At 71.0% G+C, this 14468-nt stretch carries 11 protein-coding genes; all 11 read right to left on the bottom strand.

What is annotated here, in order from left to right:
* Positions 1–192: 192 nt before the first annotated feature.
* Positions 193–996 carry a TIGR03936 family radical SAM-associated protein gene (locus ACFYVL_RS39730; RefSeq protein WP_389254055.1) on the bottom strand — a complete coding sequence of 268 codons (804 nt, stop codon included), beginning with the start codon at positions 994–996 and terminating at the stop codon, positions 193–195.
* Between the two features lie 316 nt (positions 997–1312).
* A complete protein-coding gene (locus ACFYVL_RS39725; protein ID WP_389254053.1) occupies positions 1313–2695 on the bottom strand; it encodes a hypothetical protein in 1383 nt (460 codons plus the stop codon).
* Between the two features lie 245 nt (positions 2696–2940).
* Entirely contained in the window at positions 2941–4866 is a 1926-nt protein-coding gene (locus tag ACFYVL_RS39720) for a TIGR03960 family B12-binding radical SAM protein (RefSeq protein ID WP_389254177.1), read from the bottom strand.
* Between the two features lie 322 nt (positions 4867–5188).
* Positions 5189–6832 carry a CHAD domain-containing protein gene (locus tag ACFYVL_RS39715; protein WP_389254051.1) on the bottom strand — a complete coding sequence of 548 codons (1644 nt, stop codon included), beginning with the start codon at positions 6830–6832 and terminating at the stop codon, positions 5189–5191.
* A gap of 77 nt (positions 6833–6909) precedes the next feature.
* Positions 6910–8112, bottom strand: coding sequence for a rod shape-determining protein RodA (gene rodA / locus ACFYVL_RS39710; protein ID WP_389254049.1), 1203 nt, complete (start codon positions 8110–8112; stop codon positions 6910–6912).
* A gap of 1 nt (position 8113) precedes the next feature.
* On the bottom strand, positions 8114–10339 hold the full coding sequence (gene mrdA / locus ACFYVL_RS39705) for a penicillin-binding protein 2 (RefSeq protein WP_389254047.1): 2226 nt from the start codon (positions 10337–10339) through the stop codon (positions 8114–8116).
* Positions 10340–10385: 46 nt separating this feature from the next.
* Positions 10386–11051 (bottom strand): rod shape-determining protein MreD, encoded by a 666-nt coding sequence (gene mreD / locus ACFYVL_RS39700; protein WP_389254045.1) that lies wholly within the window; start codon positions 11049–11051, stop codon positions 10386–10388.
* A gap of 12 nt (positions 11052–11063) precedes the next feature.
* The gene (gene mreC, locus ACFYVL_RS39695) at positions 11064–12098 is read right to left on the bottom strand and encodes a rod shape-determining protein MreC (protein ID WP_389254042.1); all 1035 of its coding nucleotides are present in this window, start codon (positions 12096–12098) and stop codon (positions 11064–11066) included.
* A 102-nt stretch (positions 12099–12200) separates the two neighbouring features.
* Positions 12201–13220, bottom strand: coding sequence for a rod shape-determining protein (locus ACFYVL_RS39690; RefSeq protein WP_189824232.1), 1020 nt, complete (start codon positions 13218–13220; stop codon positions 12201–12203).
* Positions 13221–13562: 342 nt separating this feature from the next.
* A complete protein-coding gene (gene ndk / locus ACFYVL_RS39685; protein ID WP_389254040.1) occupies positions 13563–13976 on the bottom strand; it encodes a nucleoside-diphosphate kinase in 414 nt (137 codons plus the stop codon).
* A gap of 152 nt (positions 13977–14128) precedes the next feature.
* Complete coding sequence (locus tag ACFYVL_RS39680) at positions 14129–14467, bottom strand: DUF4233 domain-containing protein (RefSeq protein WP_389254038.1); 339 nt, start codon at positions 14465–14467, stop codon at positions 14129–14131.
* Between the last annotated feature and the right edge of the window lies 1 nt (position 14468).

The following is a 14468-nucleotide window of genomic DNA, read 5'->3' as shown; positions in this document are numbered from 1 at the left end:
GAATCCGGTCCGGCCGCGGCCCACGCGCGGTGCGCGGGGCCACCGTCCGGGGCGCGGGCGCCGCACGGGAGCTGTTGTCCAACTCGCCGGTTCCGTCTGCCTCGTGGCGTACGGCCTGGCGAAAGTCCTGGTCAGTACGCGGCCCGACCCAGGTGGCTCCCGAGTACCAGGGCTGCGCTACAACGACTGCCCCTACGCGGAACCGGAACCTTCCGGCGCCTTCGCGGTGGCGGGTGCGGGGGCTGTGGTAGAGCCTGCCCGTGCCGCCTCGCGGTCGGGCGCGAGCGGGTCGGTCACCGTTCCGGACTCCTCGTCGAGAAGCCCCTGCGCCAGCCTGGTCACCGCTGCGGGGACCGGCGGCGCCAGGTCGGCCACAGCGCGGAGACCGGAAAGGACGTCGTCGGGTCGTACGGCAGGTGTCATGTGCCGCACTACCAGCCGCAGTATCGCACAGGGCTCCGCCGTGGACCTATCGCCGTCCCCGGCGTCGAGCGCCTCGGCAGCGGGTACCGCCGCCATCTCGACGACGGCCTCGCGGGCGTCGAAGCTGCGCATGCCGTTCTTGGTACGGCGCTGGACCTCGACGCTCTCCGAGGCGAGGAAGGTCCCGACCGCCTCGGCGGCCTCCTCCTCGGTGACGCCGTTCAGCCGCAGCTCCCAGATGGAGGCGGTCAGCCGGTCGGCGAGACCGGAGGTGCGGGCCTCGACGGCGTCGGTGATGTCGAGGCCGTCGGGCATCGACTCGTCGAGCAGTTTGCGCAGCGTGTCGGGGTCGCGGGGCGCGGTGAGCGCGATCTCCAGGTACTCGGCCTCGGAGCCGGTGCCGGTGGGGGCCGCGTTGGCGTAGCTGACCTTGGGGTGCGGGGTGAAGCCGGCCGAGTACGCCATGGGCACCTCGGCGCGGCGCAGGGCCCGCTCGAAGGCGCGCTGGAAGTCGCGGTGGCTGGTGAACCGGAGGCGGCCGCGCTTGGTGTAGCGCAGTCGGATGCGCTGCACCGCCGGTGCGGGCGGCGGGCCTTCGGGCTGTCGCTTGCCCAGTGGTTCTTCTCCTCGGTGCGGGGCGGCGCGTCTTCCGCGCGCCCACAGGCCTGTGGGTGACCCCGTGCGGCGATCTCCGTGACCCGGCTCACCCCTGCGGGTTGCTCCGCTGGGAGATCTCGGGTCCGGGCGCTGCGCCGGGGGCAGTCGTCGTACTACCCAGAGTACGCGCCGGGCGCGCGCGTGGTTCCCGTGCCCGCCCGAAGTCCGCCCGTCCCCTTGCGTACGGGAAAACCGCAGCTCGCTCCGGGAGCCGGGGCGGGGGCCCGAACGGTCAGGGCTCCTTGACCAGGGACGGCGCGGCGGCCGGTTGCGGGGCGGGGGCCCGGTGGGCGGGCTCCGGGGCCGGGGCGGGGACGCGGGCCGTGGCCGGGGCCGGGGGTCCGCCCACCAGTGCGCGCCAGGCGTCCTTGCGGGCGGTACGGACCGACGCCCGCGCGGAGCGCATCGCGTCCCGCACCGCCAGCCGGGCCGAGCGCGCCGTGCCGCGGACCGCCCGGCCCGCTCCGGCCACCGCGTTCCTGACCGGGCGCCACAGTCCGTCGCGCAGCCAGTGGCCCAGCGGGGTGAACACGCTGCGGTAGCACCAGCGCGCGGGGCGGCCGACCGCGTTCCACAGCAGCCACTTCACGGCGCGGCCCAGCGCGCGGGAGATGCGCCCGGCGACCTGCCAGCAGATCCCGAGCGCGTCCACCAGTTCCTTGCCGAGCCACACCGCGGGCCGCACCAGCAGCGTCGTCACGGTCCACGCCACCGCCCGCCCGAAACCCCGTACCGCCCACGAGAGACCGTGTCCGAGCGGGGTCAGCAGACGGGTGTACACCCAGACCGCCGGAACGATGAACAGGACCCGGCCGCACAGGGCCAGCCCCGCCCCGACCGCCTTCAGCAGATGTAGGACGCCGTGCCCGAGCGGGGTCAGCAGGCGGGTGTACACCCAGACCGCCGGTACGGCCGCCAGAACCCGGCCGCACCAGGCCAGACCGGCCCACGAGGTCCGCAGGGTCCACGTCAGGGCCGCCCACAGCCCGCGCCCGAAGGCGGCGGCCCCGGCGCCGAGGTGGCGGGCCACCCACCGCAGGCCGTGGCCGACGGGCGTCAGCACGCGCGCGTACAGCCACACCAGAGGTGCGGCCACCAGCCATGTCACGCACCACACGGCGGCGGCCCACAGTCCGCGTCCGCACGCGCCGATCGCGGCGCCGAGGCCGCGTCCGAGCCGTCGCAGGCCGTGGCCGAGCGGGGTCAGCACGTACGCGTACAGCAGGCGGGCGGCGGGGACGAGGACATACCGCCACAGTGCCGCCCACGGGGTGACGAGAACGGCCCGGCCGAGCCACCGCAGGGCGTGCCCCAGGGGTGTGAGGAGCGTCTCGTACAGCCATACCGGAACGCGGACGAACAGACCCCGTCCCACGGCCGTCGCCGCCCGCCGGACCAGTTCGCCACCTGCCCGCAGCAGGTCCCACACCACCCGGAAGGGGACGACGACGACCAGGACGACGATGCGTACCGGAATCCTGACGAAGGCCGTCAGGCAGCCCTCGTTCTGCTGCGCGGGCTGGCGCGCGTGCTGCTGTGTGTTCTGCCGGGCGGGCTCGCGCGGCGGTGTCTGCGCGGGCGCCGCCCGTTGCGCCGGACTCTTCTCCAGGTCCATCCCGGTCCTCCCCCGTCTCCTTGTCCAGGACGCCCCGGCGGCCCGTTCGGATCCCGCTCCCGGCGTTGTTCTGCAGCCGCTCGCCCTGTGGAGCGGCCCGTACGCCCGGGTGGTGGTGCGGACAGGGCGTGTGCGGGGTCGGCGGGGTGCCGTGGCACGGCTCGGGCCCGGCCGGGGGGGTATCGCCCCTCGGCCGGGCCCGGGTCGGTGCGGGACCGCGGCGCGGCGTACGTGTGCCGCGGTGACTACTTGACGACGCTCAGCGGCAGCAGCTTCTTGCCGGTCGGGCCGATCTGGATCGAGGTGTCCATCTGGGGGCACACCCCGCAGTCGAAGCACGGCGTCCAGCGGCAGTCCTCGACCTCGGTCTCGTCGAGCGAGTCCTGCCAGTCCTCCCAGAGCCAGTCCTTGTCGAGGCCCGAGTCGAGGTGGTCCCAGGGCAGGACCTCCTCGTAGGTGCGCTCGCGGGTGGTGTACCAGTCGACGTCGACGCCGTGGGCGGGCAGCGTCCGGGCCGCGGCCTCCATCCAGCGGTCGTAGCTGAAGTACTCGCGCCAGCCGTCGAAACGGCCGCCGCCCTCGTAGACGGCGCGGATGACGTCGCCGACGCGGCGGTCGCCGCGGGAGAGCAGGCCCTCGACGATGCCGGGCTTGCCGTCGTGGTAGCGGAAGCCGATGGAGCGGCCGTACTTCTTGTCGCCGCGGATCTTGTCGCGGAGCTTGGCGAGCCGCTCGTCGGTCTGTTCGGCGCTCAGCTGCGGGGCCCACTGGAAGGGGGTGTGCGGCTTGGGGACGAAACCGCCGATGGAGACGGTGCAGCGGATGTCGTTCTGGCCGGAGACCTTGCGGCCCTCGGCGATGACGTTGACCGCCATGTCGCCGATCTGCAGGACGTCCTCGTCCGTCTCGGTGGGCAGGCCGCACATGAAGTACAGCTTCACCTGGCGCCAGCCGTTGCCGTAGGCGGTGGAGACGGTGCGGATGAGGTCTTCCTCGGACACCATCTTGTTGATGACCTTGCGCATGCGCTCACTGCCGCCCTCGGGGGCGAAGGTGAGGCCGGAGCGGCGGCCGTTGCGGGTCAGCTCGTTGGCGAGGTCCACGTTGAAGGCGTCGACGCGGGTCGAGGGGAGGGACAGGCCGATCTTGTCCTCCTCGTACCGGTCGGCGAGGCCCTTGGCGATGTCCGCGATCTCGGTGTGGTCGGCGGAGGAGAGGGAGAGCAGGCCCACCTCTTCGAAGCCGGTCGCCTTGAGACCCTTGTCGACCATTTCGCCGATGCCGGTGATGCTTCGCTCCCGCACGGGGCGCGTGATCATGCCGGCCTGGCAGAAACGGCAGCCGCGGGTGCAGCCGCGGAAGATCTCGACGCTCATGCGCTCGTGGACGGTCTCCGCGAGCGGCACGAGCGGCTGCTTGGGGTAGGGCCACTCGTCGAGGTCCATGACGGTGTGCTTGGACACCCGCCACGGCACGCCGGAGCGGTTGGGTACGACGCGGCCGATGCGGCCGTCCGGGAGGTACTCGACGTCGTAGAAGCCGGGTACGTAGACGTTGCCGGTCTTGGCGAGGCGCAGGAGGACCTCCTCGCGGCCGCCGGGGCGGCCCTCCGCCTTCCAGGTCCGGATGATCTCCGTCATGTCGAGGACGGCCTGCTCGCCGTCGCCGATGACGGCGCAGTCGATGAACTCGGCGATCGGCTCCGGGTTGAAGGCCGCGTGTCCGCCGGCCAGGACGATCGGGTCGTCCAGGGTGCGGTTGCGGGACTCCAGGGGGATGCCGGCCAGGTCGAGCGCGGTCAGCATGTTGGTGTAGCCGAGCTCGGTGGAGAAGGACAGTCCGAAGACGTCGAAGTTCTTCACCGGGCGGTGGGCGTCGACGGTGAACTGCGGCACGTCGTGCTTGCGCATCAGTTCTTCGAGGTCCGGCCACACGCTGTAGGTGCGCTCGGCCAGGACGCCCGCCTGCTCGTTGAGCACCTCGTAGAGGATCATGACGCCCTGGTTGGGCAGGCCGACCTCGTACGCGTCGGGGTACATGAGCGCCCAGCGGACGTCGCACTCGTCCCACGGCTTGACGGTGGAGTTCAGCTCACCGCCGACGTACTGGATGGGCTTCTGCACGTGCGGCAGGAGGGCTTCCAGGCGGGGGAAGACCGACTCAACAGGCATCGCGGTGTCTCTCATGAGCGGGCAGGGTGACCCTCAAGCCTAACTTGGGTCGGGGGTTCTCCCGCACGGCCGGTGCGGAGCCCGGCGGGAAACGGCCGGCAAGGAGCCCGGGGAAGTACTCACGGGGCGGTGCTCGTGGGGCTCACGGGGCGGTGCTCGTGGGGCGGTGTCCGCGAGAAGGCGGCCCACGGTGCGATGTCCGCGCAAGGGTGCCCGCGGGAAGGTGTTCCGTCGCGGTGGGCGGGGAGGAGGGCCGGTGGGGCCGTGGCCGAAGAGCGGCGGCCACGGCCCCACCGGTCACCGGCCGCCTCTGCCCCGTCCGCTACACCCCCAGCCACCCCACCGCCTTCCTCCCACTGGCCCTGCGCCACACCTGTGGCAGTTCCCGCTCCCGGTCCGCCGCCGCGGCCTCCTCCTTGCCGTAGAGCAGGCCCCAGACGAACGACGTCTCGCCCGCCGCGTGCGCCTGCACGGCCAGGTTCCGCAGTTCGACGCGCGCGACCACGCTGTCCTGGTGCTCCCCCAGGACCTCCTGCACCGCCTTGACCCGCTTGCGCAGCCGGTTGGCGGGGCCGCCCAGGACCGGGCGGGCCGACTCCGCGGCGTACCGGAGCCGTTTCGCCGCCTTGCGGGCCTCGTGCATGGCGAGGTCGCGTTCGTGTCCCGGGGGCAGGTCCAGCGCGTGTTCGGTACGGCCGGCCAGCCGGGCGAAGTCGTTGGCGAGGGCCTGCGGCAGTACCTCGGCCGCGTCCTTGCGCGCGGCCCTGCGCAGGGGCGGGTCGGCGAGCAGAGCGTCCAGCGACGCGAGGAGTTCCAGATAGCGCCGCGAGTCCAGTACGGCGAGGGTCCTGCGCCGGGAGCCGCTGCGGCGGGCCACCGACCAGATCCGCAGCCTGCCGCGGACGGGTCCCAGCAGCAGGGTGCGGGGCAGTGCCGCCAGGTGCGACTGGAGGCGGGCGGCCAGCACCTCCTGGTCGCGGTCGACGCCCAGTTCCGCCGCCAGCCACTTCAGTTCCTCGCCGATCGGGTCGGTGACGGTGCGGTCCAGGACCTTCCGGTACGTCTTGAAGGCGCTGCGCATCCGCCGGGTGGCCACCCGCATCTGGTGCACGGAGTCGGGCAGGTCGCGCCGTACGGCCGGGTCGTGGGCGATCATCGCCTCGGCCTGCGCGCGCACGTAGGCCAGGACCCGCTCGCCCGCGCTGTCGCCGGACGGTTCCCGGGCCGGGGCCGGTCCGCCACCGGTCTCGGCGAGCGCCCGTGCCAGTTTCGAGGGGGACGCTGCGGGGTGAACGCCCGCTTTCCGCAGCCGCTTCTCCACCGCGTCCAGGAACGCCGGGTCGCCCTCGTCGGCGAGTTCCACCTCGATCTCGGTCCATGCGGCGATCCTGACCGCGTCCCCGGCCGTACCGTCCCCGTCGCCGACGGCACCCGCCGCCGCGTCCTTCCGCGGCTCTTCTCTCGGGCGGTCCTCGCCGGGGGTGTCCGCGCCGTGCCGCTGTGCGCCCAGCCGTTGCGCGGTGACCGTGTCCACGCTCACCTCGGCGAGCGGCTCCCCCGCCGCGTCGAGCAGCCGGTAGAGCCTGCGGGAGGACTTCAGCCGTACGACGGGGGCCAGCGGCGCTCCCCTGGTGCGGGACCGCACCAGGGCGGCCAGTGCGCGCGGTACAGCGGCCCCGGCCGCGCCCAGGGGGGCCCTGATCTCGTCCCGTACGTCCGGGGAGACCGGCAGTTTGAGGTGCCAGCCGGCGTCCTCGCCGCCGGTGCGGCGGCGCAGGGTCGTCGCGTGGGCGGCGAGCGCCAGGTCCGCGGTGTCGTAGTAGAGGGCGTCGAGTGCGGTGACGCCCTCGTCCCGGACGGACGAAACCCCGGCCGCCCTGGTGAAGTCGGGCAGCCGGGGTTCTTCGCCGGGGGTTGTCGTCGTGGCTTCGTACTTTCGCTCGATCTCGCGCTTCGTGTCCGCCATGTCATGAATCTAGACGCGATACGGGCGCTCAAACAGGGTCCGAGCAGGGCGAGGCGCGACGCGGTGCCGCGGTGCGGCTATGCCGTTATGGGCCGCTGCACCCTGATCGACTGGAGCAGTCCGATCGCCACCCACACGGCGAACATCGACGAGCCGCCGTAACTGACGAAGGGCAGCGGCAGTCCGGCCACGGGCATGATGCCCAGGGTCATGCCGATGTTCTCGAAGGCCTGGAAGGCGAACCAGGCGATGATCCCGGCGGCGACGATCGTGCCGTACAGCTCGGTGGTCTCCCGGGCGATGCGGCAGGCCCGCCAGAGCACGACGCCCAGCAGGACGAGGATCAGGCCCGCGCCCAGGAAGCCGAGTTCCTCGCCCGCGACGGTGAAGACGAAGTCGGTCTGCTGCTCGGGGACGAACTGTCCGGTGGTCTGGGAGCCCTTGAAGAGTCCTGTGCCGGTGAGGCCGCCGGAGCCGATCGCGATGCGCGCCTGGTTGGTGTTGTAGCCGACGCCCGCCGGGTCGAGGTCGGGGTTGGCGAAGGCGGCGAAGCGGTTGATCTGGTACTCGTCGAGCAGGCCGAGGACCGCGACCAGGACGGCGCCGAGTACGCCCGCGCCGACGAGGCCGAAGACCCAGCGGTTGGAGGCTCCGGAGGCCAGCAGCACACCGAGGATGATCATCGCGATGACCATGACGGAGCCGAGGTCCGGCATCAGCATGATGACGGCGATCGGGACGAGCGCGAGGCCCAGGGACTTGAGGACCGTGCGGTGGTCGGGGTGCTGCTGGTCGCCCGCGTCGACGCGGGCGGCGAGCAGCATCGCCATGCCCAGAATGATCGTGATCTTGGTGAATTCGGACGGCTGGAGGGAGAAGCCGCCGCCGAGGACGATCCACGCGTGGGCGCCGTTGACGGTCGCGCCGAGCGGGGTGAGCACGGCCAGGACGAGGACGACGGACAGCCCGTAGAGCACGGGGACGGCGCCGCGCAGGGTGCGGTGGCCGAGCCAGATCGTGCCGACCATCAGGGCGAAGCCGATGCCGGTGTTGAGCAGGTGGCGGAAGAGGAAGTAGTACGGGTCGCCGTGGTTGAGGGTGTCGCGGCCGCGGGTCGCCGACCAGACCAGCAGGGAGCCGATGCCGGACAGGGCCAGTGCGGAGAGCAGCAGTGGCCAGTCGAGCCGGCGGACGACGGAGTCGCGGGCGGTGAGTTTGGCGAACGTCCCGCGTTCGGGGGCGTACCGCCGCACGGAGAAGCCGTGTGCGCTGCCTGCCATGTCAGTCCCCCACCGGTTGGTTGGTGCCCAGTGCGCCGCCCCTGCCGGGGGTGCCCCGGCCGGGGGTGGTGGCGGGCGGTCCGGCGAGTGCGTCGGCGGCGCCCTCGGGCTCCTTGGGTTCGGGCACGTAGGGCTTGATGTCGGGGGCGTCGATGGAGCCGTCCGCCTCGATCTTGGGGAGGCCCTGCTGCGGCTGCGGCAGGAGTGCCTTCCTGGGGTCGAACTTTCCGGCGGCGTCGAGGCCGTAGAGCGCGTTGTAGATCTTTCGCACGGCGGGGCCGGAGGCACCGGAGCCGGTGCCGCCCTGCGCGATGGTCATGACGATCGAGTAGTCCTTGGTGTACGTGGCGAACCACGAGGTGGTCTGCTTGCCGTAGACCTCGGCGGTACCCGTCTTGGCGTGCATCGGGATCTTGTCCTGGGGCCAGCCCTGGAACCTCCAGGCGGCGGTGCCCCGGGTGGCGACTCCCGCGAGGGCTTCGTCTATCAGCTTCTGAGTGGCCTGGTTCATCGGGAGCTTGCCGCTGACCCTGGGCTTGATCTCTTCGACGTGCTTGCCGTCGGCGCTGATGACGGCCTTGCCGACGGACGGGGCGTGCAGGGTGCCGCCGTTGGAGATGGCGGCGTAGATGGACGCCATCTGGATGGGGGTGACGAGGGTGTCGCCCTGTCCGATGGAGTAGTTGACGGAGTCACCGGCGCGCATCTGGTTGCCGTCGATGCAGTTCTCGTAGGCGATCTTCTCGACGAAGCTGCCGTCCTTCTTGCCCTGCTTGCACCAGGCGTCCTTGTTGGCCGCCCAGAAGCGCTGCTTCCACTGGCGGTCGGGGACGCGGCCGGAGACCTCGTTGGGGAGGTCGATGCCGGTCTCCTTGCCGAGGCCGAACTGGTGGGCCGTCTTGTAGAACCAGTCCTTGGCGTCCTTCTTCGGCTTGGTGCCGCCGTCGCGCTGCCACTGCTGGTGGGCGAGGGCGTAGTAGACGGTGTCGCAGGAGACTTCGAGGGCGCCGCCGAGGCTGATGTTGCCGTGGCCCTTGGACTCGTAGTTGGTGAAGGTCTGGCCGCCGATGGAGTACGAGCTCGGGCAGGGGTAGCTGCCGTTGAAGTCGTAGCCGGCGTTGACGGCCGCGGTCGTCGGGATCACCTTGAAGATGGAGCCGGGGGCGGCCTGTGCCTGGATGCCGCGGTTGAGCAGGGGGAAGTTGGAGTCCTTGCCGGTGAGTTTGGCGTAGTCCTTGCCGGAGATGCCGCCGACCCAGGAGTTGGGGTCGTACGTCGGGTTGGACGCCATCGCGACGACGCGGCCGGTCTTGGACTCCAGGACGACGACGGCGCCGGCGTCGGCCTTGTAGTTGGTGTTGGTGTTCTTGTCGAAGCCCTTGCGGGCCTCCTTCATGGCGTCGAGGAGTTCGTACTCGGCGACCGCCTGGACGCGCGCGTCGATGCTGGTGACGACGTTGGAGCCGGGCTTGGCCTTGTCGGCCTTGGCGAGGCCGATGACGCGGCCGAGGTTGTCGACCTCGTAGCGGGTGACGCCGGCGTTGCCGCGCAGGTACTTGTCGTACGTCCGCTCCAGGCCGGAGCGGCCGACCTGGTCGGAGCGCAGGTACGGCGAGGAGGTGTTCTTGGCCTTCTCGATCTCGTCGTCGGTGACGGGCGAGAGGTAGCCGAGGACCTGGGCGGTGTTGGCCTTGCCGGGGGCGGCGTAGCGGCGCACGGCGGTGGGTTCGGCGGTGATGCCGGGGAAGTCCTCGGCGCGCTCGCGGATCTGCAGGGCCTGCTGGGTGGTGGCCTTGTTGGTGACCGGGATCGGCTGGTAGGGGGAGCCGTTCCAGCAGGGCTGCGGGGTTTTGGCGTCGCAGAGGCGGACCTTGTCTGAGACGTCCTTGGGCTTCATGTCGAGGACGTCGGCGAGCCGGGCGAGCACGGCCTTGCCGTCGTCCTTCATCTTCATCAGCTCGGTGCGGGACGCGGAGACGACGAGCTTGGTCTCGTTGTCGGCGAGCGGTACGCCGCGGGCGTCGAGGATGGAGCCGCGGACGGCGGGCTGGACGACCTGCTGGACGTGGTTGTTCTTGGCCTCGTCGGTGTACTCCTGGCCGTTGCGGATCTGGAGGTACCAGAGGCGTCCGCCGAGGGTGAGCAGCAGGGAGAAGACGAGCACCTGCAGCACGATCAGGCGGATGGTGACGCGGGGGGTGCGTCCGGTCTCGGGGATGTTGCTCATCGCGCTCCCCCACGGATGGTGGTCGGGGCGGGTGCGGGGTGCGGCGTCACAGGCGCTTCACTCCCTTGATGCGTCCGGCGCGCGAGGCGCGGTTGCGGGCGGCGCGCAGTCTCAGGCCGCCCTTCTGCTGGCCGATGCGCAGTCCGGTGCCGGAGGAGAGCCAGCCGGAGGCGACGTCGGCGCCGGAGGAGGAGTTCTCGGACAGCGGGTCGTTCTCGGCGCGCCTGGCGAGCGCCATGATGCCGGGGACGACGAACGGGGCGAGCAGCAGGTCGTACAGGGCTGCGGTGAACAGCAGTCCGCCGAGGCCGACGTGGCGTGCGGCGGTGTCGCCGACGAGGGAGCCGACGCCCGCGTACAGCAGGGTCGAGCCGATCGCGGCGGCCACCACGACGAGCATGGGCGCGGTGGCGGAGCGCAGGCGTCCGTTCTCGGGCTTGGCGAGGCCTGCGAGGTAGCCGATGACGCAGAGCACGAGGGCGTAGCGGCCGGCCGCGTGGTCGGCGGGGGGTGCGAGGTCGGCGAGGAGTCCGGCGCCGAAGCCGATGAGGGCGCCGCCGACGTGTCCGTAGACGAAGGCCAGGCCGAGGACGACGAGGAGGGTGAGGTCGGGTACGGCGCCGGGGAGCTGGAGTCTGGCGAGGACGGTGACCTGGACGACCAGGGCGACGACCACCAGGGTGGCGGAGAGCAGAATCCGGTTGAAGCGCATCTGGTTCAGCTCCTACTGGCCGTCGGGGTTGGCGTTGTTGGCCGCGCCGTCGGGATTCGCGTTGCCGTTGCCGTTGCCGACGCCTGTTCCGTTGCCGTTGTTCTGGGCGTTGTTCTGGCCGTTGTTCTCGCCGTTCTCGTTCGGCGGTTTGGGGGTGACGGTGACGGTGACCGTCGGGGCGGGCCTGGGCTTGTTCGGCAGGACGGTGTCGCGGGGGTCGGTGCGCGGGGCCTGGACGACGACGCCGACGATGTCGAGCTTGGTGAAGCCGACGTACGGGCGGACGTAGACGGTGCGGGTGAGGTCGCCGCCGGACGGGTCGACCCGTACGACCTCGCCGACCGGCACGCCGGGCACGAAGGGCTTGGCCGCGCGCGAGCCGAAGGTCACCAGCCGGTCGCCGGGCTTGACCTTGGCCTTGCCGTTGAGGAACTGGACGCTGAGGGGGCGGTCGCCCTGTCCGGTGGCGAAGCCGAGTTCGTTGGTCTTCTCCATTCGGGTGCCCACGGTGAAGTCGGGGTCGTTGGCGAGGAGCACGGTGGAGGTGTCGGGGCCGACGGTGGTGATGCGTCCGACGAGTCCCTCGGCGTTGAGCACGGTCATGTCGCGCTTGATGCCGTCGTTGCTGCCGGCGTCGATGGTGACGGTCCAGGAGAAGCCCTGGGCCGCTCCTATGGCGATGACTTCGGCGCCCTTGATGCCGTACTGTCCGGCGCCGGCCTTCTTCAGCATGCCGTCCAGTTCGCGCACCCGGCTGCGGTTGCGGTCGTCGCTGCCGAGTCGCTGCTTGAGTTCCTGGTTCTCCCGCTCCAGCGCCTTGACCGCGTCGTGGGTCTCGCCGGAGTCGCGTACGGCGCCGATCGCGTTGCCGATCGGGTCGACCGCGGTGGCGACGCCTCTCTCCACGGGTCCGAAGACCGTGGCGGCGGCCTGGCGGGCACCGTCGACCGGTGAGTCCTCGCCGCCTCGGATGTCGACCGTGATCAGCGCGAACGCTACGGCGACCAGCAGCACCAGGAGCAGCCGGCTCTCTCGTGTGTCCCTCACGTGCGGCGGCCGTGCCTTCCTCGTCGGAAAAGTTGTGTGCGTGTATATCAACGATCCGCCGCACGGGAAGACTGTCCCGTACGGCGGATTTCCTTGGGCGTGCTATCTGCGCGGCTGGGCGTCCAGCACCTGCTGGAGCGCCTCGAACTCCTCCACGCACTTGCCGGACCCGAGCGCGACGGAGTCCAGCGGGTCCTCGGCGATGTGGATCGGCATGCCGGTCTCCCGGCGCAGCCGCTCGTCCAGGCCGCGCAGCAGGGCGCCGCCGCCGGTGAGGACGATGCCGCGGTCCATGACGTCGCCGGAGAGTTCCGGCGGGCACTTGTCGAGGGTGGTCTTCACGGCGTCGACGATCGCGTTGACCGGTTCCTCGATGGCCTTGCGGACCTCGGCGGCGGAGATCACGACGGTCTTCGGGAGGCCGGAGACGAGGTCGCGGCCGCGGATCTCGGTGTGCTCGTCCTTGTCGAGGTCGTACGCCGAACCGATCGTGATCTTGATCTGTTCCGCCGTCCGCTCGCCGAGCAGCAGGCTGTACTCCTTCTTGATGTGCTGGATGATCGCGTTGTCCAGCTCGTCGCCCGCGACGCGGATCGACTGTGCCGTGACGATTCCTCCGAGCGAGATGACGGCGACCTCGGTGGTGCCGCCGCCGATGTCCACGACCATGTTGCCGGTGGCCTCGTGGACGGGCAGGCCGGAACCGATGGCCGCGGCCATGGGCTCCTCGATGATGTGCACCTGGCGGGCGCCGGCCTGCGTGGACGCCTCGATGACGGCGCGGCGCTCGACGCCGGTGATGCCGGAGGGCACACAGACCACGACCCGCGGGCGGGCCAGGTAGCGGCGCTTGTGGATCTTCAGGATGAAGTAGCGGAGCATCCGCTCGGTGATCTCGAAGTCGGCGATCACGCCGTCCTTCAGGGGCCGTACGGCAACGATGTTGCCCGGTGTACGGCCGATCATCTTCTTTGCCTCGGCGCCGACGGCCAGGATGCCGCCCGTGTTCGTGTTGATGGCGACGACGGAGGGTTCGTTGAGCACGATGCCCTTGCCCCTGACGTACACCAGCGTGTTGGCGGTCCCGAGGTCGACAGCCATATCACGGCCGATGAACGACATTGGTTCCCTCTTCTTCCCCATGAGGATGCGTCGGGCCTTCCCGAGTGGAGCGTGTGATGGCTTTGGGTCGGTAGGCGAAGTGGGTGGTGCGCTGAATGCTGCGGGCGCGGTGACGTCCATCGTAGTGCCGCATGTGCGGTCGCCGCGCGAGGGTCCTTCGCCATTGTGGGCGGAACACATACCCGCTTCACCAATGGTGACGCTGTGTCGGGGGGATGCGTTCCCTCCATCGTGGTGCATATGCCGAAGGGCGACCGAATTACTTCGGTCGCCCCAGGACAAGGACGCTGTTCGGCTGACGTTGCGTCAGGAAAAGTGTCCGGTGCATGTCTGCCGTCCGGGTCAGACGAGCCCCGGGAAGAACAGCTTGAGCTCGCGCTCGGCGGACTCCTCGGAGTCCGAGGCGTGGATCAGGTTCTCGCGGACGATGGTGCCGAAGTCGCCGCGAATGGACCCGGGTGCCGCGGCAATCGGGTCGGTGGGACCGGCCAACTGGCGTACACCCTCGATGGCCCGCTCGCCCTCGACGACCAGCGCGACGATCGGCCCGGAGGACATGAAACCGACGAGCGGCTCGTAGAACGGCTTGCCCTTGTGCTCGCCGTAGTGCGCCTCCAGGGTCTCCTGGTCGAGGCTGCGCAGCTCCAGCGCGCTGATCGTCCAGCCGGCCTTGCGCTCGATACGCGAGATGACCTCGCCGATCAGGCCGCGGCGTACGGTGTCGGGCTTGAGCAGGACGAGGGTGCGCTGGGTCACGGTGCGGGCTCCTTGAGTGCTGTGCGGAAGCGGTGTCCCGCAGATTACAGGGCCGAACGGGTGTGTTGTCACACAGCGTCAAGCCCGGGGGTGGCCGGGACCGCGCACGCGCCGGACCCGGGGCCGCCCGGCCCGGCCGTGCGCGGTGTCCGCTATGCCTCCGCCTGCGCCGCCCACCTGGCCTTCGCCTCGTCGATCTTGCGGCCGTAGTGGATCGACGCCCACCACAGGCCGCCGAAGACCGCGCCGAGGAAGAACATCACCGGCACCCAGAAGCCGCTGACGACCAGCCCGACCTGGAGGGCCCAGCCCAGCTGGAGCCCGCCGGGCCGCGTGATCATGCCGCACAGCAGCACGGACACCGCCATCGCGATCCCGCACACCGTCCAGACGGTGGCCATCGACAGGTCGTCGGACTTCATCGCGACCAGACCGGCGAAGCCGATCACGAAGAACTCGCCGATCAGTGTGGAAGCACAGAGCGTACGCACG

Source organism: Streptomyces sp. NPDC004111 (assembly GCF_042874215.1).
GTDB lineage: Bacteria > Actinomycetota > Actinomycetes > Streptomycetales > Streptomycetaceae > Streptomyces.
Note: the sequence above shows the minus strand (reverse complement) of the source record. Positions and strands in the feature narration are given on the sequence as shown.

Excerpts from the sequence above, each read along its gene's own strand:
- mrdA (WP_389254047.1), bottom strand. The coding sequence starts at position 10,339 with ATGAGCAACATCCCCGAGACCGGACGCACCCCCCGCGTCACCATCCGC.
- ACFYVL_RS39725 (WP_389254053.1), bottom strand. The coding sequence starts at position 2,695 with ATGGACCTGGAGAAGAGTCCGGCGCAACGGGCGGCGCCCGCGCAGACA.
- ACFYVL_RS39690 (WP_189824232.1), bottom strand. The coding sequence starts at position 13,220 with ATGTCGTTCATCGGCCGTGATATGGCTGTCGACCTCGGGACCGCCAAC.
- ACFYVL_RS39720 (WP_389254177.1), bottom strand. The coding sequence starts at position 4,866 with ATGCCTGTTGAGTCGGTCTTCCCCCGCCTGGAAGCCCTCCTGCCGCAC.
- mreD (WP_389254045.1), bottom strand. The coding sequence starts at position 11,051 with ATGCGCTTCAACCGGATTCTGCTCTCCGCCACCCTGGTGGTCGTCGCC.
- ACFYVL_RS39715 (WP_389254051.1), bottom strand. The coding sequence starts at position 6,832 with ATGGCGGACACGAAGCGCGAGATCGAGCGAAAGTACGAAGCCACGACG.
- rodA (WP_389254049.1), bottom strand. The coding sequence starts at position 8,112 with ATGGCAGGCAGCGCACACGGCTTCTCCGTGCGGCGGTACGCCCCCGAA.